Genomic DNA, 26,040 nt, shown 5'->3' with positions numbered 1-26,040 from the left:
GATGTCCGGCCCGCCCGTGACCGTCGGGTGCTCGGTGATGCTCTCCCCCGGTGCGGCCGGGCCACCGGACAGCGGCGTCATCACCGCCGTACTGCAGGTGACGGCCACCGCCGGCGGGATGCCACTGGCCGTCACCGGTTCGCTGTGCACGCTGGTGAACTCCGTCAGCGGTGTGCCCTACATCTTGCCGATCGGCCAGCCCGGCGCGTCGACCGGTGTGACCGTCGACGGCCAGGCCTTGGTCCGAGTCGGAGACCGCATCCCGACCGGTCCCGGCGTACTCACGGTGCTCGGCCCGCCGGCCGCCCCGTTCGTCACCGACGGGAACGCGCCATGACCACGGCCCCGCGGCGGACCGCTGCCGAGATCGAGCTGCTCTGGCGGCGGCTCGGCCGCGACCTCGGACTGTTCTGGGCCGGTACGGCGGGATCGTTCGCGGACGCCGACCTCGCCACCGAGAACCGCCCCGGTCACGGCCGCACCGTGGTTGACCTCGACGTCGCCGAGAACGTCGATCAAGCCGTCCAGCTACTGGTGAACCGGCTGATGACCCGCGAGGGCGAGCTGGCGCCGCTCGGCCACCCGGAGTACGGCAGCCGGCACCACGAATTAATGGGTGAGCCCAACACCGAACGCACCCGCAACCTGGTCAAGCTCTACATCCTGCAAGCCCTGCGCCGCGAACCACGGATCGCCAGGATCGAGCGCTGCGACGTCCGTAGCGAGGCACGCCGCGACATCGTCCGGGTCGAGCTCACCGTGCGGCTGATCGACGTCGACGACCCGCTCAACCTGGTCGTCCCGTTCGACCTGGGGGCGGCCACGTGAGCTTCGCCGCCGAGCCGTACGGCGTCTTCGCCGCGGACCTGATCGCCAACCTGACCGGTGGCACCAGCCGGTTGCGCTTCCACTACATCGAGACCGAGTTGCCGTTCCAGATCCCCGAGCACGAACGGGTGCTGCCGGAGACCCTGCGGGTGACCGGCCTGGCGGGCGGCCTCTTCACCACATTCGTGTCCGAGCGGGACTTCGCCTTCCGCGACGGCGAGCTGCAGTGGCAGCACCTGGTCCCTGGTGAAGCATTGCCTGGGGCAACGATTCCGGATCTCGGCACCGATGTCTGGGTCGGCTTCGACCGGCGCACCGGCGGACCGCCGCCGGTGCTGACCGACCGCAACCCCGGCAGTATCACCAGGACCCTGGCCGAGTCGTTCGCACTCGAGCTGGCGGTGATCTCGCATCAGCTGGACGGCGTGTACTCCGGGTCGTTCGTCGCCACCGCGGGCGGACGCGACCTCGACCAACTGGCGGCGCTGGTCGGCGTCGAGCGCCGCGGCGTCACGCACGCCGCGGGCGAGGTGGTGCTGGCTCGCTCGACGCCCGCTCCGGCCGATGTGACCGTCGTGGCCGGCACGCTCATCTCGACGTCGGCCGATGCCCCGATCGCCGTCACGGTCGAGACCACGGCAACCGTCACGCTGCGGCGCGGCACCGTCAGCGCACAAGCGCCGGTCCGTGCGCTGGCCGCGGGGCCGACCGGAGTCGCGGCGGCGCGGACGCTGACCGTGCTGCACCGGCCAATCTTCGGGATCGAGGAGGTCCTCAACCCCGAGCCGATGGCGTTCCGCGGAGGCGCCGAGACCGATGCGGATCTGCGGGCCCGGATCCAGTACTCGCTGGCCCGTTCCGGTCGCGGCACTCGCGACGCCTTGGTCGGGGCGCTGATGACTGTCGAAGGTATCCGCGAGCAGGACGTGCTCGTCGAGGAGGACCACCTCGCCTTCCCCGGCGTCGTCAAGGTCACCATCGCCACCAAACTGACGGAGGCCGCGGCCGTGCTGGCCAGGGCAGCACTGGACGAAGCACGGCCTGCCGGTGTGCGGGTCGACGACAACTTGCTCGTCCCGGCGCCGGCGGCACCGACACTGGCTGAGAACACCGGCGGCGGTGGCGACGGCCCGACCTCGGGTGTCCTCCTCGACGGAGTGTTCATGCCACTCGAGGCGCGGCTCACGGTGACACCGGGCGACACCGGGCTGACCGACGAACAGCGGCGCCGGTTGGAGGATGACACCGCGGCCACACTGATCGCGGCGGTCGACGCCCTCGGGGTCGGTGAGCCGGTGATCTACAACCGGCTGGTGTCCGCGGTGATGGCGGTCAGCGGCGTACTCGATGCGGTGATCGACATCGGGCCCAAGGACCGGCCGGCCGGCGAGCCGCTCAAGCGCTACAACGTGCGCCCGCCGGTCCCCGGTGCACGCGCCCAGCTGGAACGCGGCAACCTCGGTGTCACGTTGCGCGGCGAACGGGTCGTGGTCGACCTGACCGTGGTGGTCGAACGCCGCGGGCTCGCTGCATCGGCCGAGGCGGAGGCCGCGCTCGGCGCAGCCCGGGCGGACATCGAACGTCGGCTGGTGGAGGCCCTTGCGCTGACGCCGCCTGTACTGACGCCGGCCGCGCTGCTCGGCATGCTCGACCCGACCGCCGACTACGCCGTCGAGGAACTGTCCTACCGGGTCGAGCTGATCGATGAGGGCGTCCGGGTGACGGCCTCGAACGTGACGGTGCCACTCGGCCCGGCCCAGCAGGTGTGGGTGCGCAGTGTCATCGTGACCGAGACGCAGGTGGTGTCATGAGCACCCGCGCCGCGACCGTACTCGACCGATTCCCGCTGCACCTCGCGGCGACGGATCCGGGCAAGCGGTTCGGCGCCGTGGTCACCGGGTTGGTTGCCGATCTCGACGTACTGACGCAGCAGGTACAGACCGTCCGCGCGTCTCGCCGGGTCAGTGAGGCGCCGACCATCCGCGACCTCTTGGCCCTGGCGAGTCTGCATCGACTCGGCGGGGAAGCGCTCGTACCTCTGGACAGCCGTGCGCTCAAACTGCGGACCACGGCCGCAGCAGGGCCGCCGGATCTCGAGGTCCTCGCGGGACTGCTCGGCGTACCCGCGACAGTGCTGGCCGAGCTCAGCGAGGACGATCTCGCCACCGCACTCGCGGTTGCCTCGCACTACCGGACCAGGGTGGCACTGGGACGGACCGCGGTGCTCGGCTCGATCGCGGCGCATCGGATCGGCAACACCACGCCGGCCGCGCTGCTGCTCGCGACCGCCGCCTACCTCGGGCTCGAGGTCAAGGCCGTGCGGCACGTGGCCGACGGCTGGTGGCACCTGGCCCAGGTCGTCGAGCACCTCCGACTGGCGCCGCCCGATCTGTCACCGTTGCCCGACGTGCTCGCGCTGGAAGAGAATCCGGTACGCCGAGCGGACATCGAGCCCACACCGAAATCACACGGCCAGCGAACGCGGATCCTGCGCGGCGGCCTGGAGGACGTGGACGTGACGATCCGGGTGCTCGGGCTGGGCAACCGCACGGTCCGGCCGATGATCGTGCATCTGGGCACCGGTCGCGGGCTCGTGTACGAGGGCGACGTGCCGGACGGGGTGGAGCTGGCCTTCAGTTCCAGCGGCCGGGTCACGCTCGACGAGACTGACGTGACCGGCTCGAGCTGGACCTTCACCGGCGGGGTGTTCGCCGACGACGGCAACGCGCTGCCGGGCGAGGACTTCGTCTACACAGCCGATGACGGCAGTGTCCCGACCGGCACGGCGAGCGCCGGATCGCCTGGCCCGGCAGCCAAGTTCGCGGTCGCCGCACCGGTGGCCGAGGCGTTCGACGAGTCGCCGCCGCTGCCGCACGGCGCAGCCGCCGTCGGGCCGCTGCAACTCCCCCGCGGCGAGAGCCGCTGGACCGCGCTCGTCCGGGTCGCCCGCTCGGGTGGCGCGGTCGGCGCGGCGGCCGTACCGCGGACGGTGGCGGGACGGTTCGACGCCTCGGTCTTCGCGGCCGCGACCACCGCCGAGGTCCAGCCGTCGATGCTGCTCGGCTTCGCGTGGGAGGAACGCGAGCCGTTCGCGGTCAGAGTCCTGCTGCCACAGCGTTTCGCGGCGGCCGACGACGAGACCGGGACCCTCCTCCGCCAACCGCTGACCCGCCTGCTGGACCGGCACCGGGCGGCCGGGGTCGACGTACGGATCGAGTACGCCGACCCGCGCTGGTCGCTGGGCGAAGGGGTGGTCCGCGCCGGCGCGGACGACGCCCTGGGAGTCGTCCTCGCCGGCACCCAGTTGTGGCCCGACGGAACCGAACAGCCCGAGCCCTAGGAGAACGACGATGACGCTCACCACCCCGAGCCTGGCCAGTGTCACGGCCGGCGAACCTGTCACCGCACAGGGCTGGAACGCGATCGTCACCGGCCTGACCGCGCTGTACGACGCCGTGATCGCACTGGGCGGTGAGACGCTCGACGTCGCGGTCACCAGGACCGTCGGGACCGGGACCACCGCCACCACCGAGCCGTTGCCGACAGCCGACGTACTCGCGGAACCGCTCGGCGAAGGCCACTCGGTACGGGCTTTGCCACCGTTCGGGACACGCACGGCCCATCTGCTGGGTGGGTTGACCAACGGCACCTGGCGGGTGCACATCCAGGCACCGGGCTTCACCGCGGAGATCCGCGAGGTGACGATCCCGCACACCGAACCACTCGCGGTGACACTGACCACCGACGGCGTCGAAACCCCGGATCTGTTCGGCCTCGGTATGCGCGGTGCGCTGGACAAACTCCGGGCCCTCGGCATCGATGCCGACCTGGTGCTCGACACCACCGGACGCGAGATCTCCCGGGTCGCCGTCCCCGCGGAGTACGTCGACGCGCCGGTACTGGCGCAGTTGCCGGCAGCCGGCGCAGTGGTTCCGAGCGGCACCGGCCGGGTCCGGATGGTCGTCTCCTCGGCACTGCGTCGCGAGCCCGTGGTCACCATGCCGAGCCTGGCCGGCCTGACGTTGTCCGAGGCACAGCAGGCGCTCGGCAAGCTCGGCCTGCGGGTCGGCACCACCACGTTCCGCGAGACCGCGGCCGATCAATAGGAGTCACGAGATGAGCGAGAGCCCGCTGTCACCGGTCACGCCCCGGGCCACGACGTCGAAGCTGCGGTCGAACCAGGACGTGGTCTTCATCGACGTCGGCGCGCGCCAGATCGAGTCGAACGTGGTGCGCGACGGCATCCCGATCGCGGTCCACGAGATCGACCCCGACATCCTGAACGACGTCGTCATCGGCGAGCCGATCATCCTCTACCGGATCGTCTCCCAGTCGGTGAAGCCCGGGACGCCGGTCCCGCTCGACACGGTCGTCGACCTCACCCTCGCCCGGCCCAACACCCTGCCGGTCGGGATCGTCCGCGGCGTCCACGAGGGTCTGCGAGCGACATCCATCGGCAACGCGTACGACCGGCTGGTCCGGGGCAAGCCGCAGGCCCAGCGCCTGGTGGTCCGGGCCTCGGAAGGCCCGCTGAGTTCCACCGACGTGCAGGCACTGAAGGACCTGTTCCTGTCCGGTGACGTGACGATCGAGGACACCGTTCCCGGGCGGGACGTCCAGGCATCGATCGAGACGCTGAAGATGCTGACGTCGTTCGGTACACCGTGATGGCCATCTCCACCCAGTCGGGCTTCGGGAACGCGTTCAACTCGGTCGAAGGCGTCCTCGAAGTGTCGACGCACCACTACCCGGGCAGCTACACGATCCTCATCCCGGGGCAGTCGACCGTCGCCGGGTCGCTGGTCGAGCTCGACCTGCCGCTGCCGGCCGACGCCCGGATCGAGTCCGCGCTGTTCGAGGTGATCGCCGAACCGGTCGACAACGCGAAACTGTCGACGATCGCGGACATCCGCTCGAGTACGCCGCTGACCTCGGACGCCACGTCTGCCGCGACGGTCGACTTCGGCCGACTGGTCACCCTCGGCGGACTGCTCGGCGACGAGGAGTTCACGTCGGTGCTCGGTGTCGACGACGTCTACCGCTGGACCGGGACGGAGTGGCGATTCCTTGCCTCCGCCCCGGAGTTCGCCGAGGCCGCGACCGAGCGGCTGCTGCTGCAGTCGACCAACGGCGGCGACGGGACCGAGGATCTCGCGGACCGGCTGCTCGAGATGGCGGGGGTGGTGCTCCCGGCGGTGCCGCCGTCGCTGGAGGTTCTGATCGACGGGCGGACGGTGTGGTTCGAGCGGCAGGGCAGCTCGCCCGCGGAGATCGACGAACCGAGCGAGCCGGGACTGGCCGCCGGCGTGCGGTACGTGGTCGACCGCACCGACGCCGTACGGGAAGCGTTCGCGCGAGCGGTGGCCGCGGCGACCGACCCGGCCGCGCCGGTCGTCATCCGCGTTGCCCTGCGGGCCGCCGCGCCGGGAGCGTTGCGGCTGACCCCGCAGATCAACGTGCTGCGGGTCTACTCGCAGGACTTTCCGCCACAGGGGCTGGCCCGGTCCTTCGACCTCGCCGAAGAAGGTGTGGTCGAGGTGGAGGTGACGCCGCCGAACGCCCAGGCCGTGCACGAGGTGTCGCTCGCGGTCCGTGGCACCTTCGGACCCGAGCGGATCCAGCCGGCCACCGGCCCCGAGATCAGTGATGCCGCGCGGATCGTCCTCGCCGTCGGCCGGAGTCTGTTGATCGGCCTCCCGCGGACGCTGGTGTCGAGGTTCGGCACCGTCAGCGGCGCCCGGCTCAACCTGCGGGCGCCCGACAACACGAGCGGCGGCCAGGTCACCGGTCAGTTGCTGGCGGCAACAGTCGACGGCAGGCCGGGTGAACCGATCGAGGGCGGCACGCTCAGCCCGGTCCAGGTCAGCGATGTCGTGGCCCGCTGGTACACGCTGCCGTTCGCGGCCGCGGTCGCCGTACCCCTGCCGCCGGAGCCGCCGGCACCACCGCCGCAACCGTCGGAGGAGCGCTTCGTCGCCGCGTGGCTGGAGCTTCAGCCCGGGTACGGCGAAGTCGAGTGCTCGCTCACCGCCGGGTCACCGTCGGATGTGCTCGCCCCGGGTGGTCCGTTGCGTCGGCGGCTGTCCGGTGGGGCGACGGGTGGGTTGACCGACATCCCGGCGATCGGTCCGCTGCGCGCCGCCGTACGAGTGGTTGGACTGCCCGACCGCGACCACTTGATCGCGGCGACGACATTGCAGGTGGTCGATACGCCTGACTTCCTGGACGTCGATCCCGGGCAGACGGATCTGCAGGCCCGCCTGATCATGCGGACGCCGATCCCGGCCACGCCGCCGGTGCTGCTGCGCGCGACCTGCGCCGCCGCCGGATCGCTGACTCTCGACACCGTGCTGGTCACCTATCGAGAGCAGGAGGTGTCGCTGTGACCGAGGCTCCGGGAACGCGTTTCGTGGACGGCCTCCGGGTCACACCGGCGCACCTGAACCACCTGCAGACCGTGGCAGATGCGGCGATCACGGACCTGCGCCGGGTGGTCGGACGCGATCGGATCGCGCTGGGTTACCGGCTGCTGGTGGAGGGTGGCGACGTCGTACTGACTCCTGGGGTGGGGTTCACGCGGAGCGGGCTGGCGGTACGACGCGACGAGCAGGTCACGTTGTCCTTGCCGGACGGCACGGACGAGGTCGTCGTCGGGGTCCGCGGGGTGATCCGGGAGGACGAGGCGACGCGGCTCGGGCCGATCGCGACGATCGTGGACGTGTTGAGCGAGGTGGTCGCGCCGGCCGATGCGGCGGATCCGGACACGCTCGTTGTCGGGACGGTACGGCGGGATCCGGAGCTCGCGACGGTGCAGGATCCGGCGCGCTTCGTGCCGGCTCAGTCGCATGCGCACTCCGGGACCTGGAAGCAGGACGACGACGGACTCTGGCTGTACGACGGTGCGCCCATCGATCTCGGCGACGTCGAAGGAACGCAAGGCCCACCGGGCGACCCCGGCCCGCAAGGTCCGCCCGGGGAGCAAGGACCCAAGGGAGACAAGGGAAACACCGGCACCAAAGGAGACGCGGGGCCGGCCGGCGACGCGGGCCCGAAGGGCGACCAGGGCCCGAAAGGCGATCCGGGTGTCCAGGGGCCGAAAGGTGATCCGGGTGATCAGGGGCCGAAGGGCAACCCAGGCGGCCAAGGGCCCAAGGGTGATCAAGGAGACCAGGGGCCCAAAGGTGATCAGGGGGCGCAAGGGCCGAAGGGGGATCAAGGGCCGCCAGGAGGTGGGCAGCCGTTCGAGGTGACGACGTTGAAGGGGATCAACTGGGATCCGGTCGCGCAGCTCGGGATCGGCGACGTTCCAGCGCTGCTCGAACGGCTGGTGATCGACTGGTCCAGTGACCTGGAAACCGAGTTCTTCAAGCGCTTCTCCAGCGTCGCGGTCCAGGTGCTCGTCCTCCCCGGTACCGACGCGCTGCCCGTCCTGCATCCCGCCCACACCGTCGCCATCGCAGCGAACCAGCTGACCATCTCGGTCTCGGCCCAGCAGTCCATCAACTCACTCAGGGAACTCGGTGGCGTCGTCCTCGTCGACGTCGTCTGCGACTACCTGATGGACCGCAATGGCCGGCCGGTCTCCTCCTCGCAGGCCGCGATCACCGGCGCCGAGGACTTCCCGACGCCCGGCGGCCTGATGCGGCTCACCATCCGGGTACGGCGCGGATAGGCGGCGGACATGCTCGACGCAGACCTCCAGGCGACGGCCGCCATCGACCTCGACGCGGTGTTCACAGCCCTGTCCGGATCGTTCACGGGCGCCGATCTCGGCGAGGTCCGCTTCGACGCGTCCGGCATCCTCACCCTGGTCGCGAGCGCGGCACCTCCTGATCTGGCGGCCGTCCTGACCGCAACGGGTACTGCGTCTGTCACGCTGACCGCTCGACTGGCAGCCGGCGTCCCCGGCGCCGAGGTGCCGGCCGAGATCGACGGACTGCTCAGCCTGATCACCTCGATCGGCCAGACCGGCAGCGTCCTCGAACCGGCCCTGGACATGGTCGCCGAGACCGGCCTGGATTCGTTGCTCGCACGCACCGGATCGGTGATCTCGTCCGTCGAGCAGGGTCCGCTCGCCGCGCTGTTCGGACTGGTCCCCGAGCTGCAGTTGCAGCAAAGCCTGGTCGACACCAGCGGTACGGTCGGCGGCCTGGTGGAGCTGGTGCGGGTGCTGGCTGGGCTCACCGCGACCGCCGCGGTCAGCGATCGCCTGGTGGCGCGAACCGAGTTGCTGGCCGGGCGACTCGACGTACAGGCTGCCAAGGCCGCGGCGGATCGGCTCGGCGCGCTGGCTGCCGACACGGGGCTGGTGGCGGCACTGCGATCCGCCGACCCGGACGATCCCGACGCCGTCGAGGTGTTGGGGCGACGAGTGGTCGCCTTCCTCGACGCCGTGCTCGATGTCGAGCGGCGCTGGACCGCAGGGATGGGGCTCGGCGAGGCAGCTCTGATCGGCCTCGATCTCGCCGGTGGCGTTGCCGGTCTGGAGCTGGCCCGGCTGGCCATGGCGGGCGCGAACCTCGAGGCGGTCGGCACGATGGCGACCGACGTACGGGCGCTGGCCGCGCCGGTGCTGGACCTCGAGTTGCCCGTCCCGGCGGACGCCACCCGCGATGTCGTCGACCAGGCGCTGGATCTGGTCGGCGGGATGGTGACGGCGGTCCGGAGCTGGGACCCGGCGACGCTGCTGCAACCGGTGACCGACGTGACGGACCTCGTGGTGGGTCCGCTCGACGATGTGCGGCTGGCCGTCGAGTCGGTGGCCGCAACGATCTCGTCCGCGATCCGTACCGTCCGGCAACTGGTCGACGAGGTGGACCTGAGTTCGGTCGCCGAGGCCGTGCAGCGGGCGATGCAGCCGGTGATCGACACGCTCGACGCGATCGAAGCCGCGGTCGGTACGGCGGAGGACGTCCTGCTCGAGGTCTGCGGCAACATCGAGGCCGGGCTGGAGGTTGTTGCCGACGCGGTCGGTGACGCCGCCGAGGAAGTGCGCACCGCCCTGGGTCGGGTCAGCGGAGCCCTCGACGAGCTGAAGCTGGCCGACCTGGCGGAGAACCTGCGGACCGAGCTCGGTGCGATCTCGGCCGCCCTCGGCGCGGCGCAGCTGACGCCGTACTTCGATACCGCGAACGACGTGATCGACACCGGCGCGCAGGTGATCGACGCGGTCCCGTTCGGGTTGCTGCCCACCGAGGTACAGCAGGAGATCGTCGATCTCGCCAAGCCGATCAAGGAGCTCGATCTGCAGGAGGTCGAGGACACGCTGCGCGCGGAGCTGGCCGCGATCCAGGAGTCGTTGCACGCCGAGGCTCTCGATGCGATCGAGGAGGTGTACCAGAAGGTCGTCGATTTCCTCGCCTCCCTCGACCCGGAGGCGGCGCTGCTCGAACTGGAAGCCGGGCCGCTGGAGAAGTTGCGCGCCGCCGTCGCCGAGGTGGATCCGGTCGCGTTGCTGGCTCCGGCGACCGAGGCGCTCGACGAGGTCCGGGGTCTGCTCGACGGGATCGACCTGGAGGCGGCGGTCCTTGATCCGCTGGCCGATCTGTTCGACCCGGTCCTGAACGCCCTGGCCGAGTTGGATCCGTCGCAGGCGCTCGACCCGATTCAGGCGCCGCTGGACGAGGTCCGCCAGACCGCACTCGATGCACTGCATCTGGACGACGTGACCGCTGCGGTGACGTCGTTCCGCGACGGTGCAGCGGAGTGGCTCGGGCGCATCGATCCGATGGCGCTGGCCGCCGTACTGGATGAAGCAGTGGCGGCACGGCTGCGTGATCTGCCGGCCGGACCGCCCGGCGGCGCGTTCGGATCGATCCTCGTCAAGCTGGGTCAGGCCGGTGGGCTCGACCTGACCGAGCCGGCCGTGGCGGACATGCTCGCGTGGATCGCGGGTCGCGAGGACGGCGCGGCGGTGGTGCGGGCGCGGTTGCGTCAGGTCGCCGATCAGGTGGCGTCGGTCCGGGATGGTGTCGCGGGGCTCAATCCGGTTCCGCTGACTACTGCGACCGGGGCACAGCACCGGGCGATCAGTGGTGCACTGCAGGTCCACCCGCCGGGATCCCAACTGCGGGTGGCTTTGGAGCCGCTGCTCGCCGGGGTGTCTCCGGCCGTCGTGCTCGGTCCAGTTGCCGAGAACCGTCGCCGCTACCTGGCCGCGCTGGAAGTGGACGCGGTGGTGGCCGAGACGCTGGCAGCCTCCGGCCGTAGTGAGGTGACAGCCGCCGCAGCCGGGGTCACGGTGGCGTTGTTGCCGGTGATGACGATTCCGGCCAAGCTGCGGGACATCCTCAGTGCGCTCGGTGTGGACGGCTCGGCGCCGCTGTCGGAGCTGGTACTGGAGTTGTACGACCTGGCCGGCCCGGCCCGGATCCTGCCCGCGATCGCCGACCTGGTGTCGGCAGGACGGGACCAGTTGATCGCGCTGCTCGACGTGTTCCTGCAGCCGGCCCTCGATGTGGTCGACACGGTCCGCGGGGTGATCGAGGCGTTCGACCTGCAGCCGATCGTCGACGAGTTGGTTGCCCTGTACACCCAAATCTCCGGCGAGGTGCAGGCGCTCAGTCCGGAACAGCTCCTCGGCGGAGTGCTGACCGAGGCAGACCAGGTGATCGCTCGGCTGCGCGCTTTCGACCCGCTGGCACCGGTCCGGGATGCCGTCGCAGCCGCACAGCAGGCGGCTCTCGATGTACTCGAGAACGTCCGTCCCACGGTGGTTTTCGCCGATGTCGTGACCATCCATCACGACGTACTGGCGCTGGCGTCTGGACTGGATGTACGGGCGCTGCTCGAACCGGTCCTGGCTGCGTTGGATGTGCTCGCGGCCCAACTGGACGAGGGGTTCGACCGTACTGGCGATGCCCTCCAGCGGCTGCAGGCCGCACTGCCGGACCACGTCCAGGAGTCGCCGCTCTCGATCGGTGTCGACATCGGGATCGAGGTGGGCTTCTGATGGCCGGCTCGAAACCGGGGGGCCGCTCCGGCAAGCGCGGCTCGCAGCTCCGGTGGGAGTACTTCGTCCAGGAGCGGCTGGCGGGCGGACCCGACGCACCCGAGGGGTTCGCCGCAGCCGACGATCTGGCGCAGCCAGGAGCCGGCATCGAGTCCCGGCTGGAGCAGTTGCGGGCGTACCGCGAGCTGAAGCGCGAGGCGCGGACGGCCAGTCCTGGTGAGCCGGCGGAGGGTCTGATCGCCGTAGCCGGCGGGCCGAACTGGGTGCCGATCGGACCACTCGGTGCAGTACTTGGCCAGGCGGCGCCGAAACCCGTGGTGAGCGGCCGGATCCAGGACCTCGCGGTCTCGCAGGACGGCCAACGGGTCTACCTCGCCACCGCGAACGGCGGCGTGTGGCGAACCGGAGACTCGGGCCGCTCGTGGGAACCCATGAGCGACGAGCTCGATGCCATCGAAGTCGCGATACCGGGCGGTCCGGTCGCCCCGGCAGGCCAGCAGGTCGACACGCTCGCCACCGGCGCGATCGCCATGGTGGACGGGGGCGACGCGGCCCACGACCGGTTGTACGTCGGAACCGGCGAGGGTCACGCGTCCTTCGGGACCGGCACCTCCCCCGACTTCTTCGGCGTCGGCATGCTGCGATCCGACGACGGTGGGCGGACCTGGTTCCAGGAGCCGGCGGCGCCGCCGCTCGCGGGCCGGACGGTCTACGCCCTCGCCGTGGATCCCACCGACCGCGAGCACGTTGTGGTCGCGACCAACGCCGGCGTGTTCCGCCGTACTCTCGCGAGTTCGGCCACGCCGGCGCCGTGGGTCGAGGAGGCGTTGCCGGTGATCGGTGCCGGCAACCGGATCACCAGCGTGACCGTCGGCCGGGTGGCCGGCCAGGTGCGGTTCTACGTCGTGGTCCAGAACGGCGCCACCTTCGAGTGGCGTCCGGTCGCGGGCTGGGCCGCGCTCCCTCCGCTGCCGGCGGGGTCGAGCCGCAGCTCGCTCGCGGCCTCGGGCAGCGACCCCGTCGTCGTCTACGCGTTGTCCGCGACCCCGGTGACCTTTGTCAATCCGAAGAACCCGAAGGGCGGCGTACTGCACGGCGTGCACCGGATCGACCCCTCGGCCGTGGCGCCGGCGTGGTCCACGATCTCGGGTGCGCCCAAGGACGTGTTCGGCGGATCTGAGCCGGGGCAGGGCAACTACGACCAGGCGATCTCGGTCGACCCCACCGACCCGAACGTCGTCTACATCGGCGGCTCCGGGAAGAACACCGAGGGCGAGTTCTCCGCCACCGTGTACCGCCTCGAAGTCTCGCCGGCGGGCGCGGGCTTCAGCTGCAAGGACATCTACATCGGTGCGTCCTCCCATGCCGACGTCCATGCGCTGGTGCACCGGCCAGGCTCCTCGAGCGACCTGTGGATCGGCTGCGACGGCGGAGTCTTCGCGACCACGAACGCCCGAGGGACCGGCAACCGATTGTTCCGCTCCTGCAATGCCGGCCTCGGCACCCTGAGCCTGATAGGACTCGGGCATCTGCCCGGCGAGGACTCGTACGCGTTCTGCGGCGCGCAGGACAACGGCGGCCTGCGCTACCTCGGCTCGGAGGTCTGGGACCACCAGTTGTACGGCGATGGCGGCGACACCGTGGTCGACTGGGCACCCGCCGGTCCGGGCACCCGCCGCCAGTTGCTGAGCATCTACACCGAGGAGACCGTCCGTCGCAGCGACATCGACGGCGCCCGGTACGACACCACTCTGGTCAACCCGAATCCCACGGACCAGCTGTTCTACCCACCGCTGGTCGGCTCGCCGCCGAGCGCCGTCCCCGGTGACTCGAGGGTGGTGGCGTTCGGCGGCGAGGTGCCGTACGTCAGCGAGACGTTCGGCGGGAACTGGAAGCGCCTGCCACCCCGGACTCCGGTGACACCGGCGGGAGTCCGGGTCCGCTCGCTCGCGTTCGCATCACCCACCCGGCTCTATGCCGGCTGGACCGACGGTCACGTCGCCCGGTACGACAAGGGCGCGGGTGGCTGGGCCGCGCTGGACATTCCGCGGACCGGCGAGTTCAGACCGATCACCAGCATCGCGATCGATCCGTCCATCCCGGCCGGGCAAGGCATCTACGTCACGGTCGGCGGCCCGGCTGCGGTGCCGCCGGCGGCCCCCGACCGGGTCTGGTCGCTGGACACCCGGGTTCCCCCGGTCCCGCCGGCGGGCTGGCCGTGGGCGGCGGCCGGTGCGGGCCTGATCGACGTACAGCACAACGCGATCGTGCTGGACCCCGCCGACCCCACCGGAAACCGCCGCTGGGTTGGCGCCGACCTCGGGGTCTGGACCTGGAACGCCGGCCTGGGCGCCTGGCAGGTGCTCTCGGCCAACCTGCCGGATGCCGCCGTACTCGACCTCGACCTGGTGTCGGACCCGACCGTCCCCGCTGCTCCCGCGCTCCTGCGCGCCACCGTCCACGGCCGCGGCGTGTTCGAGCTCGACCTCTCCGGTGCGCCCCAGCCGGCCATCAGTCTGGTACTGCGTGCCACGCCGGTGGACCGTGGCCGCCCGGCCCGGGTCGGCGTGGCTCTTCCCGGCGACCACAAGCGGACCAGCACCATCGACGCCAGCCCGGACATCGCCGTGGACGCCCCGGACCAGAACGGCAAGTACGTCATCGAGGCGGTCACCACGCCGACGCTGGTGGAGTTGCGAAACCTCGACGGCAAACGCGAGGTCCTGGCCAGCGTCCCGGCCGCGGTGGCCACGACGCGGGTACATGTGACGGTTCGCAATCGCGGGGTCAGTCCAGGCAATCCGCCCGTGGACGGCGTCCGGGTCGCCCTACTGATCGGACCGGCGGGCGCCGACGACGCGACCCCGCCGGCCGCGCTGCCACCGGGGTTCGAAGGCGCCGTCGTGAACGGTACGCCGATCGACGCGGCCGGCTGGAAGACAGTGGGAATCCGTACGGTCGACGGCATCAAGCCCGGCCGGCCGGGAGTCGCGACCTTCAACCTGACCAGCGATCTGCTGCCCACCGTCGACGTTGCCGACGGCCAGCGGTTCGTGTTGCTGGCGCTCGTACACCACGCAAGCGATCCGTTTCCGGCGGTCCCGTCTCAGAACCCGGTGACCCTCGTGACCGGCGAGCCGCGGGCCGCGATGCGCCGGGTGACCGCCGTACCCGCGAAAGGACTGGCGGCAGCGTCGGCGGCTAGTGGCGCAGCCTCACTGAATCCGCCCGGTGGGACCGGTCTACTCGTCCCGCTGACCACGGCGTTGCTCGCGCACCAACGGCTTGGTGACCTGGCCGACCAGCTCGGCCGGAAGGTGCAGTCTGCCCGGATCTCCCCCGCATTCGGTGGGTATACCGTTCCGGTTCGCCCACATCCGGTCGAACGCCGGGTGCTGGCAATGGCGACGGCAGCCCGGGCCGCGATGGCTGGAGGACCAGCCGCAACGGTCCCGAGGACGCTGCCCGGCGCGGGGATCGGCCAGTACGCACTGCTCGGCGCGCTGGGTTTCGAGTTGCCCGGCTTCACCTCTGTCCTCGCACCCGGCGGCACGTGGGTGTCCGACCTGATGCGGCGCGGGACACCGGATCCACAGCGCAGCCGGGTCGCCGTACCGGCCTCGGAGTTCCCCCTTGCGATGGCCAGGGCAGGACTCACGATTGCCGGAGCGGACGCCGCCGCGGCAGCCGCGGTCCGCGGGTTCGGCAGCGGCATGCTCGCTGCCGCGGCGGCCGGCGTGATGGTCGGGCCGCAACTCGCAGACCTGCTGGCGCGCGACACCAACGCGGATTGGCACCGCCACTCGCAGTCGGGCGGAGCCGCGGCGGCGGAACGCTATCTGCGGCGGCGCTTCCTGGGTGGTGAGGCAGTGCCTGCCCCACTGATCGATTGGTTACCTACGGCAACGAGTGTGCCGACGGCGGTCTGGGACGGTTATCTGCGCGCGCTCTCCGATGTCTACGGCCTGCCTGCGCAGCGTGCGCTGGGATTCCCGCTGTTCGAGGACGGTCTGGACACCGGTGACTGGCTCACCGCCGTACGGATGCGCAACGCCTACAACCTCGTGCTCGACGATCTCCGTACGTCGTCCTGGCCGGCGCCGGCCTGGTGGGGTCTGCTGACACCGATCCTGCTGGCGCCCTCGATCTCGATGCTCGCGGCCAGAACGCTGCCGAACGCGGGTCTGTTCTTCGCACCGGGCGACCTCACACCGCGGTCCGTCTTCGAGCTGCTCACGCTGTCGATGGGCATCGGCTCGGTCGCACCGTTCGTCTACTCGATGATCCTGTGGTCCGCGGTCGACGAACACACCGAGGTCTTCGTCACCGCGCTGATCATGTTCCTGGCCCGGGCCGGCATCGTCACCGGTGCACTGGCAACCTCCGGCAACACCGAGCAGAGCTCACTCACCCAGTGGCTGGGCATGTTCGCCCCGCTGGTCTCGCTCGACATCTACGCGCTGATCCGCTCGCTCGCCGCCGGTTCGCGCCGCCCCGGCGATTCGACCGTGTTCGCGATCCAGACCATCCCGGCCGCGACCGGTGGACTCACGCTCATCGTGTCGGCCGTGATGAAGGCGCTCGGGATCAACACCGGCTGGCCGTTCTGGCTGGTCTGGAGTCTGTTCACCGCGATCATGTGGCTGCTGGTCGGCATCATCGTGTCCATCGCGCTGTCGAACGGCGGCGGGTGGCAGTCCTGGTTCCTGCGCTCCGACCGGCATTTCCCCTTGCTGTCGTCGGTTGCCGCCGCCGGTCTGCTGCCGCCCGAACCCACTGCCCTGGCCAGGGTTTTCGACGACTCCACGCTCTGGTCGGACCCGGACACCGCTCTCCCCGCGGACCTCTCCGGGCACGACTACCCGAGCGGCATGCGCGACCTGATCACGATCTGGTGGCCAGGGCCCGGGACTCTGGAGGTTCAGTACGCCGACGACCTGGTCACCTTCCGCACCGGCGGTGTCCCGACACCAGTCCGGATCCCCGCCGGGACGACTGCTGCGTCGCTTGCGCAACTGCTACCGGCGGAGATGCCCGGCGTTCAGGCCGCCGTACTGACCAGCAAGCCGCCGGACCCGTCGCTGCCCTGGCCGGGCACTCTCGCCGACCCCGGCGATCCCGGGCCGATCGCCGACGCCGCCGTCGCCAGGGCGAGGTTCGTCCCGGTCGGCAAGACGCAGGAAACCGGGGTCGTCCTCCGGCATGCACCGCGGGCCGATTTGTCCACTCCGGCGGGACTGATGGCGTCCGGTCCCGACGCGTTCCCCGTCGTACCGGTGGCATCGCTCGGCGACCTCGAAGGCAGTGGCCTCGGTGCGGCCGCCGATCTCGCAACGCTGCTGGCAGTCGCCGCTGCCCCGGCCTTCGGTCCGGTCGCCGTCGCGGACGGCGTACTGCCGGCGTTGCCCGTTCCTGCTGTCGGCGAGGTGGTGCAGGTCTTCCGCCGGTGGAACCTGGATGAGCGACGACTGGCCGAGTGGCAAACACTGGTCGGTGGCGGCGCTCCTCCCGACGGGCCGCCGGCGGCGGCACCCGACCCGCTGCTGCGGACACCACCCATCGGGTACGTCGGCGCCCAGCCGGTCGGAGCCGACCTGGTCGCCGCGATGGGCTGGATCCCCTTGTGGCGCGCGTGGATCCGGGTCGCCACGGATGCGCAGGCCGACGCCGCGTCACCCCTCCCGCTGGCGTCGACTCCGCTGGTCCGCTTCCCCGATGGCTCGGTCCGGCGACCGACCAACGCCGAACTGACCGAAGGCATCCGGTACCTGCTCGACCTGGGGCCGACATGATCCGCGACGGGAGGTGGCCGGTATGACCGACGTCTTCGAGCCGGAGCCACCCGAGGAAGACGACGACGGCCCGGACGAACTGCTCGCCCGCGCCACGATGGCACCGGGTGCACCCGCCTCCGATCCGGACCTGATCGCCGAATGGCCGGCCGCCTGGCTGGGGACGCCCGGTCACGGCGCCGCACCCGCCGCAGGCCCACGCGCCGTACGACGGCCGACCGCAAGCGTCGGCCAGGAAGCCAGGGCCCGCCACAACTGGGTTCCGATCGGACCGCGAAACGTGGCCGGCCGGATGCGCGCGATCGTCTGCGGCGATCCCGCCAACCCAGATCCCCAAGTGTGGTTCGCCGCTTCGGCCGGCGGCGGCGTCTGGCGCACCCGCGACGCCGGCCGGCGCTGGGAACCATTGCCCGACTGGCACGACCGCCGCTGTCTGGTCGTCGGGGCGATGGCCGTCGCGCCCAGCGATCCGACCCGCATCTACGCAGCCACCGGCGAAGCGTCACCGGCCGGGCCGAACACCCTGCGCGGCTTCGGCGTCTTCGTCTCCACCAACGGCGGCGACACCTGGGACAACTTCGGCGGCGGTGCGGCGAAGCCTCCGCACCGCGGTGGATTCGAGGCGATCGCGGTCGATCCCGGAGCTCCAGAGCATGCTTGGGCGGTGGGAGTCGACGGTGCATTCCGCACCCTCAACGGCGGGGTGGACTGGGACCCGGTGTACGCCGCGGGCACCTACTTCAGCGACGTCGCATTCACTGCCAACCGCCGGCTGCTGCTGGTCCGTGGCACCAGCACGGCCGGCGAGGGCGCGGTACTGCGGCTGAATGCTCCCGCCGCGGCGGAGGCCGCGGTCAGGGCCGAGCTCGCCTCGGCCGACTCGCTCAGCGTCGTCGTCGCGGCCCGGCCGCCTCGGGCGGCGTGGCCGGCCGGCGGCAAGATCGCGATCGCCACGGCGGCCACCGCCTACGTACGGTTCGGGGACGAGGACGATCGGCACGTCGGCATCTTCCGGACGACGAACCTCAATGCGGCCCTGGGCCGGTCGATGGTCTGGACCCGGCTCGCGGATCACGCCGACTTCCACGACGAGGGTCAGGCCGTCTACAGCATGGTCCTGGCGGTCGAGCCGGGACATCCCGAGCGCGTGGTCACCGGCCAGGTGTACCTGCACGTCAGTACGAACGCCAACGCCGCGCCGGACGGGGTGCGGTGGCGCCGGATCATGGCGTGGCAGCTGCATAGCGAAGGGCTGCGCGGTCATCACGCCGACCAGCACGGCGTGACCATCGCCGGGACGCCGCCGCAGTTGTGGGTGGCCAACGACGGCGGTATCGCCCGGGCGACCCCGAACTGGACGGACCCGGCAGCCGTCCAGGTCGACTACTCTCGCCCCGTGGCGCCCGGCACCGTCGGCTGGGAACGACGCGACGCCGGTATCCAGGGTGCCCAGCCGTACGACCTCGCACAGAGCCCGCTCGTGCGCGACGTCCTCGCCACTGGCCTGCAGGACCACGGCACGTACCTGCGCTCGGGCGGCCAGACCTGGCGCCCGATCCTGGGCGCCGACGGAGCCTTCTGCACCTTCGATCCGGACGACCCGTACCGGCTGGCCGTCAGCTTCTACGGCGGGCTCGTAGCCCTGCAGTTCCCGGCGCTGCGCGACGCCATCTTCGCCGACGAGGCGCGCGATGTGCCCGAGACCGCGACCCAGCGGATGCTGACGGACGGGCTGGACGACGACTCGGTCTTCGTCCCGGAGACAGCTCGCGATCCGCTGGACACCGGCCGGCTGCTGCACGCGCGGAAGGGCCGGCTCTACGGTCTGAAACCCGGCTCTGGTGAGCGATTCGGGCTCGAGATGGTCGGCCGGTCGTTCGTCGTGCGGGTCCGGATGCCACCCGCCGCGGGCGGCCCGCGGACTCGGATGCCGAAGCCGCTGCGGTTCTACCCGCCACTGCCACCGGAACCCCGCGTGGTGGTCGAAGTCGTGGACACACCCGGCGCCCGGAAGCTGGGCTTGCTGCCCGGACGCGGCGGCCGGTACGAACATGTCGACGTGACCGACCACGACCGGTTCGTCATCGCCAGCCGGCTGCCGGCGCCGTACCAGCTGGCCGAGGGTGACGAGCTGCGGCTGCTGCTCGACGGGGTGGCGCACTCGGTGAAGTTCCGGGCCGCCGACGGCATCAACCTGGCGAGCGTCACGGTCGCCGACGTGGTCCGTACGGTCGCCACCCTGCCGGTACACCAGGTCGAGGCGTTCCCGACCATGTGGCGTACGCCGTCCGCGGTGCAACTGGTCACCCACGACGCCGGCGCCGCGACGCTGATCCGGCTCGGCGGCGATGCCCTGGATCCGTTGCCGGACGGGTTGTCCCGGCTCGCGGTGAACCGTGGCGACTACCACGGTGACGCGGCCCGGCCGGCGTCGGTCCTGCTGAACCTGGTGAACCTCGACTCGCGGTCCAACTGCGATTTCTCCGGACCGGTCCGCACGTTGGAGGTGACGGTCAACGCCGGCGCCGTACGGTCGTTGCGGATCGAGCCGCCGACCTTCCCCGACCCGGCGAACATCACCGCCGGCGAACTCGCGGCGGGTCTCGCCGGTGTGCTGGCCGGCGACCCGGTCCACGTGCACGCCGTACCGTCCAACGCGTGGGTCACCCTGCTGTCCGAAGCCGGCACCCGCGTCGTGCTCACTGGAACCGCTGCGGCCCGGCTGTCACTGCCGGCCGCAGGAGCTCCCCTGATCCGGCTCGGCCTCTTCAGCCGCACGACCGCGCACCTGAAGACCAACGTGCGCAACTTCGCCGGCGTCGACTTCACCCCGACCGGGCCGCCGTTGGAACTGGTGATCTCCGACGGTACGACGGCTACACCGCCACTCCGGTTCACTGCTGCCGATGTGGCCGACCTGCGGGCGGTCACCGTCGAGGAGTTGCACAGCCTGATCAGCCGCCACCTCGCCGCCACACCGGCAGTCCGGGTGCGGGCGGATCTGGTGGTGATGCCGGCCGAGGGCTGGGTCAGCGAGCTGACGTTCGGCCCGCCGCAACCGGCAGCCGTCGGTGGTCCCGCGATGCCGTCCCCGGCGTGGGCCGGCGGACAGGACGGCAGTGTCTTCGTCACCCGGGACGGCGGCGCGACCTGGCTGGATCGCACGATCCCGCTGATGCGGCTCGGCGACCGCGAGACCGAGGCGATCGCCGTACATCCGACTGAGCCGCTGAACGCCTGGATGGGACAGTCCGGTGAAGCCACCGTGCCCGGAGACCCGACGTTCGTGTTCCGCACGGTCGACGGCGGCACGACCTGGCAGCCGGTGGGGCACCAGGTCGTCGGTGGTGTGGCGCAAGGCATCGTGAGCGGCGGCGTCCCGCTCGGTGTCCACGCGCTCGAGCTCGATCCGGCCGATCCGACAGTGCTGTTCGCCGCCACCGATGCCGGCGTCTTCCGCAGTACCGATTCCGGCGACACGTGGGCACCTCTCAATGAAGGCCTGCCGAACGCACAGGTCGTCGACCTGGTCAGCCATCCCGAACAGCGCGTGCTCCGCGCGGGTCTGTGGACGCGCGGTGCGTACGAACGGCGGATCGACGCTGACCCGCCGGACGACGTACGCCTGCTCGTCCGCACCACCGAGCTGGACGACGGCTTCCGGCCCGCCCGGGCCGCGCCCTCGTTCGGGACCGCAGCCGCCGGTCCCGTCCCGATCGGTTCACCCGACATCAAGGTGGTACGACGCCGTGCCGCGGGCTTGGGCACGGACGCCGACATCGACGGCGTGACGTTCGACCTCCAGATCCCGCACGACGACATCGTGGCCGGGTCGGCCGCCGACGTGATGGTGCAGGTGAGCAACGTGGGGCCGGTCTCCGTGCCGCCTCCCGGCGGACCGGTCGCGGAGCAGGCCCGGGTCGTGCTGTTGTGGGCTCCGCTCGACGACGGGATCCCATCACTCCCGGCCGACATCTGGACCCGGCTGGCCGCGCCGCCCCCGCTCGTCGGGCCTGTCGGTGCGTGGTCGGTTGGCGGCGACGGTCAGGTCCCGCGGACGATCCCGGGCGGCGACACCGGAATCGTCACCTTCCCCGTCGCCTGGCCGGCCCTCGACGGGGTCAACTCGGTCGGCCTGCTCGTGCTCACCACCGCGACCGGCGATCCGCTCACCGGCGGGCCGACCCTCGTCCCCGCCTTGCTGGCCACCGAACGACGGGCCGCCTTCCGCGAGGTCCTCGTACGGCGACTGGACGACGACCGCACGCTGGTCGTGCGAGCGACCGGACCGGGCGACATCAGGGTCCAGGACGTCGCCGCCGCGTCGGAGGGCTCGTCCGCGGGCGGAAAACTCGGCTTCGAAATCGGGGTCCTCAACGTGCCCGGACGGATCCGGATCGCGAAACTCGCGACGGCTGACGACCATGACCTTGCTGCTGTAGGTGCCGGGCCGGCTCTGGTTGTCCGGCTCGAGACACCGCTGGTGGCCGATCTCGCGCTCCTCCCGGCCGCGGACGAGGCCCGTACGGCGGTCGCCGTCCAGCCGATCGAGGTGGTCCGGATGTTGCAGCGGCGGATCATCCAGGCCGGCCTGCCGATCACGGCCTGGGATCCGGTGGTCGGGTTCGTGCTCGAAGGGACCGGCGGGGCGACACTGCGGGCCACCGGAACCGCGGCCGCGGCACTCGGCTTCCCGGTCGGCGGACCGGGCGCGCCGCAGTTGCAGACCTCGCTGCTCACGGATGGCTTCGCGCTCGCCGGGGCGACCGCGCTGACGATCACGGTGGTGCTTGCCGGCGGCAACGTCGTCGTACCGGTCGATCTCTCGCCGTCCCGGTTCGCCGGCACGGTGTTCGTCCGGTGCGACTACGTGGCCCGCGCGATCATCGACGATTTCAGGCTCGCTGGGGTCGACGGAGTGGTGACCGTGCGGCTGGTCGCCGGGGTCGCGCTGAGCTGCCCGGACTCGACCTCGATGACGATCAGCGGACCAGGGCTGGCGGCGATCGGATTCACCGAGGTGACCGGTAGCAACCTGCAAGCCGCTCCGGGGCCGTTGGACCTGACGGGCGGGCCGGTGCTGCATGTCGAGGTCACGCCGCGAGCCGTCGTCCGGTTCGACGCCGACCCGGCTGACATCCCCGACCTCGCCCACGCACGGCATGCCGACATCCGGCGGGCGATCTCGCTGGCCTGCGAACTGACCGGGGTTCCGGCGAAGGCCGACGTACCGAATATCGACCTGCGGGTGGCGGCATCGCCCGAGGGCGGTGGGCGGCGGCATCCGGTCCTCGGCGGGGCGCACCTGGCCGAGCTCGTGGCCACGCCCGCGGCGGTCGCGGCACCGGATCAACCCGCACTGTTCGCCGTCCGGTCCGCGCTCGGCAAGGACGTGTTGAAGGCGGGTGTCCCGAACAAGCTCTACTTGCGGGTGCGCAACGCCGGCACGGTCGACTCCATCAACACCCGGCTGCGGCTGTTCCGTCTCAACCTCGCCGTCACACCGATCAAAGCGGACGAGGTCGTCAACGCAGCGCCGCCGGTGCCGGCCGGCAGCAGCCACATCGAAGAGTTCGAGTGGGCCCCGGACGGCGTCACCCCAACCGAACTCCTGCTCTGCGTCGCCGACGACAACCGCCCCGGCCGGTTGCTCGACGTCCCGGGCGACTTCGCCGACCTGGAGACCATCCGCGCTTTCGCCGGCCGACGGCCCGGCGTCGCGCTGCGCCTGTTCGACGTCATCCCCTAGAAGGTAAGGACAGCTGTCATGGCCAGAGAAGTCGATCTCCGCACCGAGACGAGCAGCGACACCACCGTCGCTCCGGAGCGACGCGCGGAGCTGCACGCAGCGGCCGAGGCAGCGTCCGCCCGGCCGGGCGGGCACGACGTCCAGATCGTCAGCTTCGACGCGAGCACCGGCAATCCCGCGGTGGTGGTGTCCCGGGACGCACCGGCCGCGGACGGCGACTTCGTCCGCCGGGCCCTGGCCCACGTGCAGAACGTCGGACCCGCGCTCGGCCTCGCTCCGGAGCAGGCGCCCGAGTACCTCGCCGATCCTGGTTACCAGACCACCTCGGCTGACGGTGTCGCCGTACACCTGAGACAGCAGTACAAGGGCATCGCCGTGTACGACGCGAGCGAGACAGTCCGCTTCGACCCGAGCGGCCAGCTGCTGGAAGTGGCGGGCCGGTCCTACACGATTGCCGAGGATCTCGCCATCGAGCCGTCGATCCCGGCGTCGCAGGCCCTCGATGAGGCGGCGGCGCATCTGGCAGCCGGCGACGACGACGTGGAGGCCGATCCCTACGGCCAGTCCGTCGCCGAGCCGGTTCCGGACGTCAGGTCGATGACTGCGCGGCTGATCACCTCGCCGGTCGACCGTCCCGACCGGGCAACGGTCTTCGAAGCGACCGGATTCGCCCGGCCTGTGACGGTCGCGCTGATGTGGTTCCCGCTGGACGGAGGGCTGCGACTCTCGTGGCATCTACGGGTCCAGGTGCCCGGCGCCCCGGAGTACCGGTTCCTGATCGACGCCGCGGACGCACGGATCCTGCTGTGCCGACGGCTCACGCACGGGCTGGGAGGGCACGCCCAGGTGGTGCTGCGTTCCGGCGAAGGACGCCAGGATGTCGACTTCCCGCTGCCATTGGAGACGTACGGCGTACCTGTGCCTCCCGGGCTGCCCGCCGGGTTCCCGGATCCCTGGCTGCTCGACGAGACCACAGCGGGGGCCTCGGTACGCGCGATCGACGTCAGCACGGGCCGCACAGTGAAAGGAGCACCGAGCGCGGGCGGCGTGGTGTTCGCATCACCCGCTCAGGAGAACGCGCCGGAACAGCTTGTCCTGAACGTGTTCTCGTACTGCGCCGCGATGCACGACGCGCTGTATCTGCTGGGGTTCCGGGAACCCGACGGCAACTTCCAGCGCAGCGCGCTCGGACGCGGCGGCCGGGCCGGGGACGCCGTACTCGCCCAGGTGCACCCGGGGGTGGTCTGGGGTACGGCGAACATGGCCACGCCGGCCGACGGATCCGCGCCGACGATGAACATGGGACTGGTCAACTCCACCCAGCGGCACACAGCACTGGACGCGGACGTGGTCTATCACGAGTACACCCACGGGCTGTCGAACCGGCTCGTCGGAGGCCCGCTGGACGACACCTCGCTGGACGCGGACCAGTCGGGCGGGATGGGTGAGGGCTGGAGCGACTTCGTCGCGTGCTCCCTGCTCGGCAAGAACGTCGTCGGCGACTGGGTGGTCGATCGCGCCACCGGGATCCGCCGCCACGCCTACACCGAGGACTACCCCGGCACCTACGCCGAGCTCGGCTCGCCGCAGTACACCCGGGTGCACGACATCGGCGAGCTGTGGTGCGCCGTACTGATGTCGCTGGCCCGACGGCTGGGCCGCACCGAGACGCTGCAGATCGTTGTCGACGGCCTCAAGCTCACGGCCGCCAACCCGAGCCTGCTCGCCGCACGCGACGCGATCCTGCTCGCGGCCCGGCAGTTCTCCGTCGCGCGCGGGGACGACGACGGGGCCACAGCAAGCTTTGTCCAGTCCGCCTGGGAGGTGTTCGCCCGCTTTGGGATGGGTCCCGGTGCGCGGACCAATGGACCGCAACTGAGCGGCATCGTCGCCGACTTCGAGCCGCCGCCTGCCCCGTCGACCTCGGTCGTGCGAGCCGAGGCGGCGCCCGGCCTGACCATCCCGGATGCCGATGCGGAAGGCGTCGTGTCCACACTCTCGCTCCCTGCTGCCGGAGCGGTGCAATCGCTCGCAGTCGACGTCGTCATCACTCACCCGTTCCGGGGTGACCTGGTGGTGAGCCTGGTAGCACCGGACGGCCGGACCGCGGTGTTGCACAACCGGACCGGCGGCGGGGCAGACAACCTGCGGCGGTCGTACGACTCCGAGTCGGTCGCTTCGCTCAACGCCCTCGTGGGGACCGCGACCGGTGGAAGCTGGTCGTTGCGGGTGGCAGACCACGCGCCGGCAGACGTCGGGCGACTGGATACCTGGGCGCTGGCGGCCGGGATCGGCCCAGAGCGGCCGTCGGTACAACTGCAAGCCCTGCTCGGCACGCCGATCCCTGCCGAAGGCCCCGCTCTCGAGAACAAGGTCACGGTGCGCGAGGCCGGAACCGTCGCGGCGGTGACGCTCGCCGTCGACATCACGCACGCGCAAGTCGGCGACCTGGGCGTCGCGCTGCGCGGCCCGACCGGGAAACGGGTCGCGGTCCATCGCCGGGGCGGCGCGGAAGTGGATCACCTGATCACCACCTACCGCAGCGATGCCGGCGATCCACTCGCCGCCTTCGTGGGGTTGGACGCCCAGGGCGACTGGACCCTCACGGTCGTGGACAAGGCCGGCCGCGACGTCGGAAAACTCAACAGCTGGACCCTCACGGTGCAGCTCTAAGTACTTGCCCGAAGCATCTACAGCGGCGCGCTGGAACACCGCCGGCC

General features: G+C 71.2%; 12 protein-coding genes. All 12 read left to right on the top strand.

Going from position 1 to position 26,040, the window contains the following annotated elements; translation table 11 throughout:
* Position 1 precedes the first annotated feature (1 nt).
* Genes ACGFIF_RS29215 through ACGFIF_RS29160 form a run of 12 tightly spaced genes read left to right on the top strand, consistent with a single transcriptional unit; the run spans position 2 to position 25,993 of the window.
* Complete coding sequence (locus ACGFIF_RS29215; RefSeq protein ID WP_393158858.1) at positions 2 to 337, top strand: hypothetical protein; 336 nt, start codon at positions 2 to 4, stop codon at positions 335 to 337.
* Positions 334 to 828, top strand: coding sequence for a GPW/gp25 family protein (locus ACGFIF_RS29210; RefSeq protein ID WP_393158856.1), 495 nt, complete (start codon positions 334 to 336; stop codon positions 826 to 828). Before ACGFIF_RS29215 ends, ACGFIF_RS29210 begins: the two co-directional genes overlap by 4 nt.
* Positions 825 to 2,639 (top strand): baseplate J/gp47 family protein, encoded by a 1,815-nt coding sequence (locus ACGFIF_RS29205; RefSeq protein WP_393158855.1) that lies wholly within the window; start codon positions 825 to 827, stop codon positions 2,637 to 2,639. Before ACGFIF_RS29210 ends, ACGFIF_RS29205 begins: the two co-directional genes overlap by 4 nt.
* Complete coding sequence (locus ACGFIF_RS29200; protein WP_393158853.1) at positions 2,636 to 4,168, top strand: hypothetical protein; 1,533 nt, start codon at positions 2,636 to 2,638, stop codon at positions 4,166 to 4,168. Before ACGFIF_RS29205 ends, ACGFIF_RS29200 begins: the two co-directional genes overlap by 4 nt.
* A 10-nt stretch (positions 4,169 to 4,178) precedes the next feature.
* Positions 4,179 to 4,934, top strand: a complete 756-nt coding sequence (locus ACGFIF_RS29195) for a hypothetical protein (RefSeq protein ID WP_393158852.1) — start codon at positions 4,179 to 4,181, stop codon at positions 4,932 to 4,934.
* A 10-nt stretch (positions 4,935 to 4,944) separates the two neighbouring features.
* The gene (locus ACGFIF_RS29190; protein WP_393158851.1) at positions 4,945 to 5,496 is read left to right on the top strand and encodes a hypothetical protein; all 552 of its coding nucleotides are present in this window, start codon (positions 4,945 to 4,947) and stop codon (positions 5,494 to 5,496) included.
* A complete protein-coding gene (locus ACGFIF_RS29185) occupies positions 5,496 to 7,214 on the top strand; it encodes a hypothetical protein (protein ID WP_393158849.1) in 1,719 nt (572 codons plus the stop codon). Before ACGFIF_RS29190 ends, ACGFIF_RS29185 begins: the two co-directional genes overlap by 1 nt.
* On the top strand, positions 7,211 to 8,500 hold the full coding sequence (locus ACGFIF_RS29180) for a hypothetical protein (RefSeq protein ID WP_393158848.1): 1,290 nt from the start codon (positions 7,211 to 7,213) through the stop codon (positions 8,498 to 8,500). The genes ACGFIF_RS29185 and ACGFIF_RS29180 overlap by 4 nt, the downstream gene beginning before the upstream one ends.
* Positions 8,501 to 8,509: 9 nt before the next feature.
* Positions 8,510 to 11,779, top strand: a complete 3,270-nt coding sequence (locus ACGFIF_RS29175) for a hypothetical protein (protein WP_393158846.1) — start codon at positions 8,510 to 8,512, stop codon at positions 11,777 to 11,779.
* Positions 11,779 to 17,571: a hypothetical protein gene (locus tag ACGFIF_RS29170; protein ID WP_393158845.1), complete on the top strand. Its 5,793-nt coding sequence runs from the start codon at positions 11,779 to 11,781 to the stop codon at positions 17,569 to 17,571. Before ACGFIF_RS29175 ends, ACGFIF_RS29170 begins: the two co-directional genes overlap by 1 nt.
* A gap of 22 nt (positions 17,572 to 17,593) precedes the next feature.
* A complete protein-coding gene (locus ACGFIF_RS29165) occupies positions 17,594 to 23,320 on the top strand; it encodes a hypothetical protein (RefSeq protein ID WP_393158843.1) in 5,727 nt (1,908 codons plus the stop codon).
* Between the two features lie 18 nt (positions 23,321 to 23,338).
* Positions 23,339 to 25,993: a M36 family metallopeptidase gene (locus ACGFIF_RS29160; protein WP_393158841.1), complete on the top strand. Its 2,655-nt coding sequence runs from the start codon at positions 23,339 to 23,341 to the stop codon at positions 25,991 to 25,993.
* The last annotated feature ends 47 nt before the right edge of the window (positions 25,994 to 26,040 follow it).

Source organism: Kribbella sp. NPDC049174, assembly GCF_043197365.1.
Taxonomy (GTDB): Bacteria; Actinomycetota; Actinomycetes; order Propionibacteriales; family Kribbellaceae; genus Kribbella.
Note: the sequence above shows the minus strand (reverse complement) of the source record. Positions and strands in the feature narration are given on the sequence as shown.

Coding starts and splice junctions, on each gene's coding strand:
- ACGFIF_RS29215 (WP_393158858.1), top strand. CDS start 2: ATGTCCGGCCCGCCCGTGACCGTCGGGTGCTCGGTGATGCTCTCCCCC.
- ACGFIF_RS29210 (WP_393158856.1), top strand. CDS start 334: ATGACCACGGCCCCGCGGCGGACCGCTGCCGAGATCGAGCTGCTCTGG.
- ACGFIF_RS29200 (WP_393158853.1), top strand. CDS start 2,636: ATGAGCACCCGCGCCGCGACCGTACTCGACCGATTCCCGCTGCACCTC.
- ACGFIF_RS29195 (WP_393158852.1), top strand. CDS start 4,179: ATGACGCTCACCACCCCGAGCCTGGCCAGTGTCACGGCCGGCGAACCT.
- ACGFIF_RS29190 (WP_393158851.1), top strand. CDS start 4,945: ATGAGCGAGAGCCCGCTGTCACCGGTCACGCCCCGGGCCACGACGTCG.
- ACGFIF_RS29185 (WP_393158849.1), top strand. CDS start 5,496: ATGGCCATCTCCACCCAGTCGGGCTTCGGGAACGCGTTCAACTCGGTC.
- ACGFIF_RS29175 (WP_393158846.1), top strand. CDS start 8,510: ATGCTCGACGCAGACCTCCAGGCGACGGCCGCCATCGACCTCGACGCG.
- ACGFIF_RS29170 (WP_393158845.1), top strand. CDS start 11,779: ATGGCCGGCTCGAAACCGGGGGGCCGCTCCGGCAAGCGCGGCTCGCAG.
- ACGFIF_RS29165 (WP_393158843.1), top strand. CDS start 17,594: ATGACCGACGTCTTCGAGCCGGAGCCACCCGAGGAAGACGACGACGGC.
- ACGFIF_RS29160 (WP_393158841.1), top strand. CDS start 23,339: ATGGCCAGAGAAGTCGATCTCCGCACCGAGACGAGCAGCGACACCACC.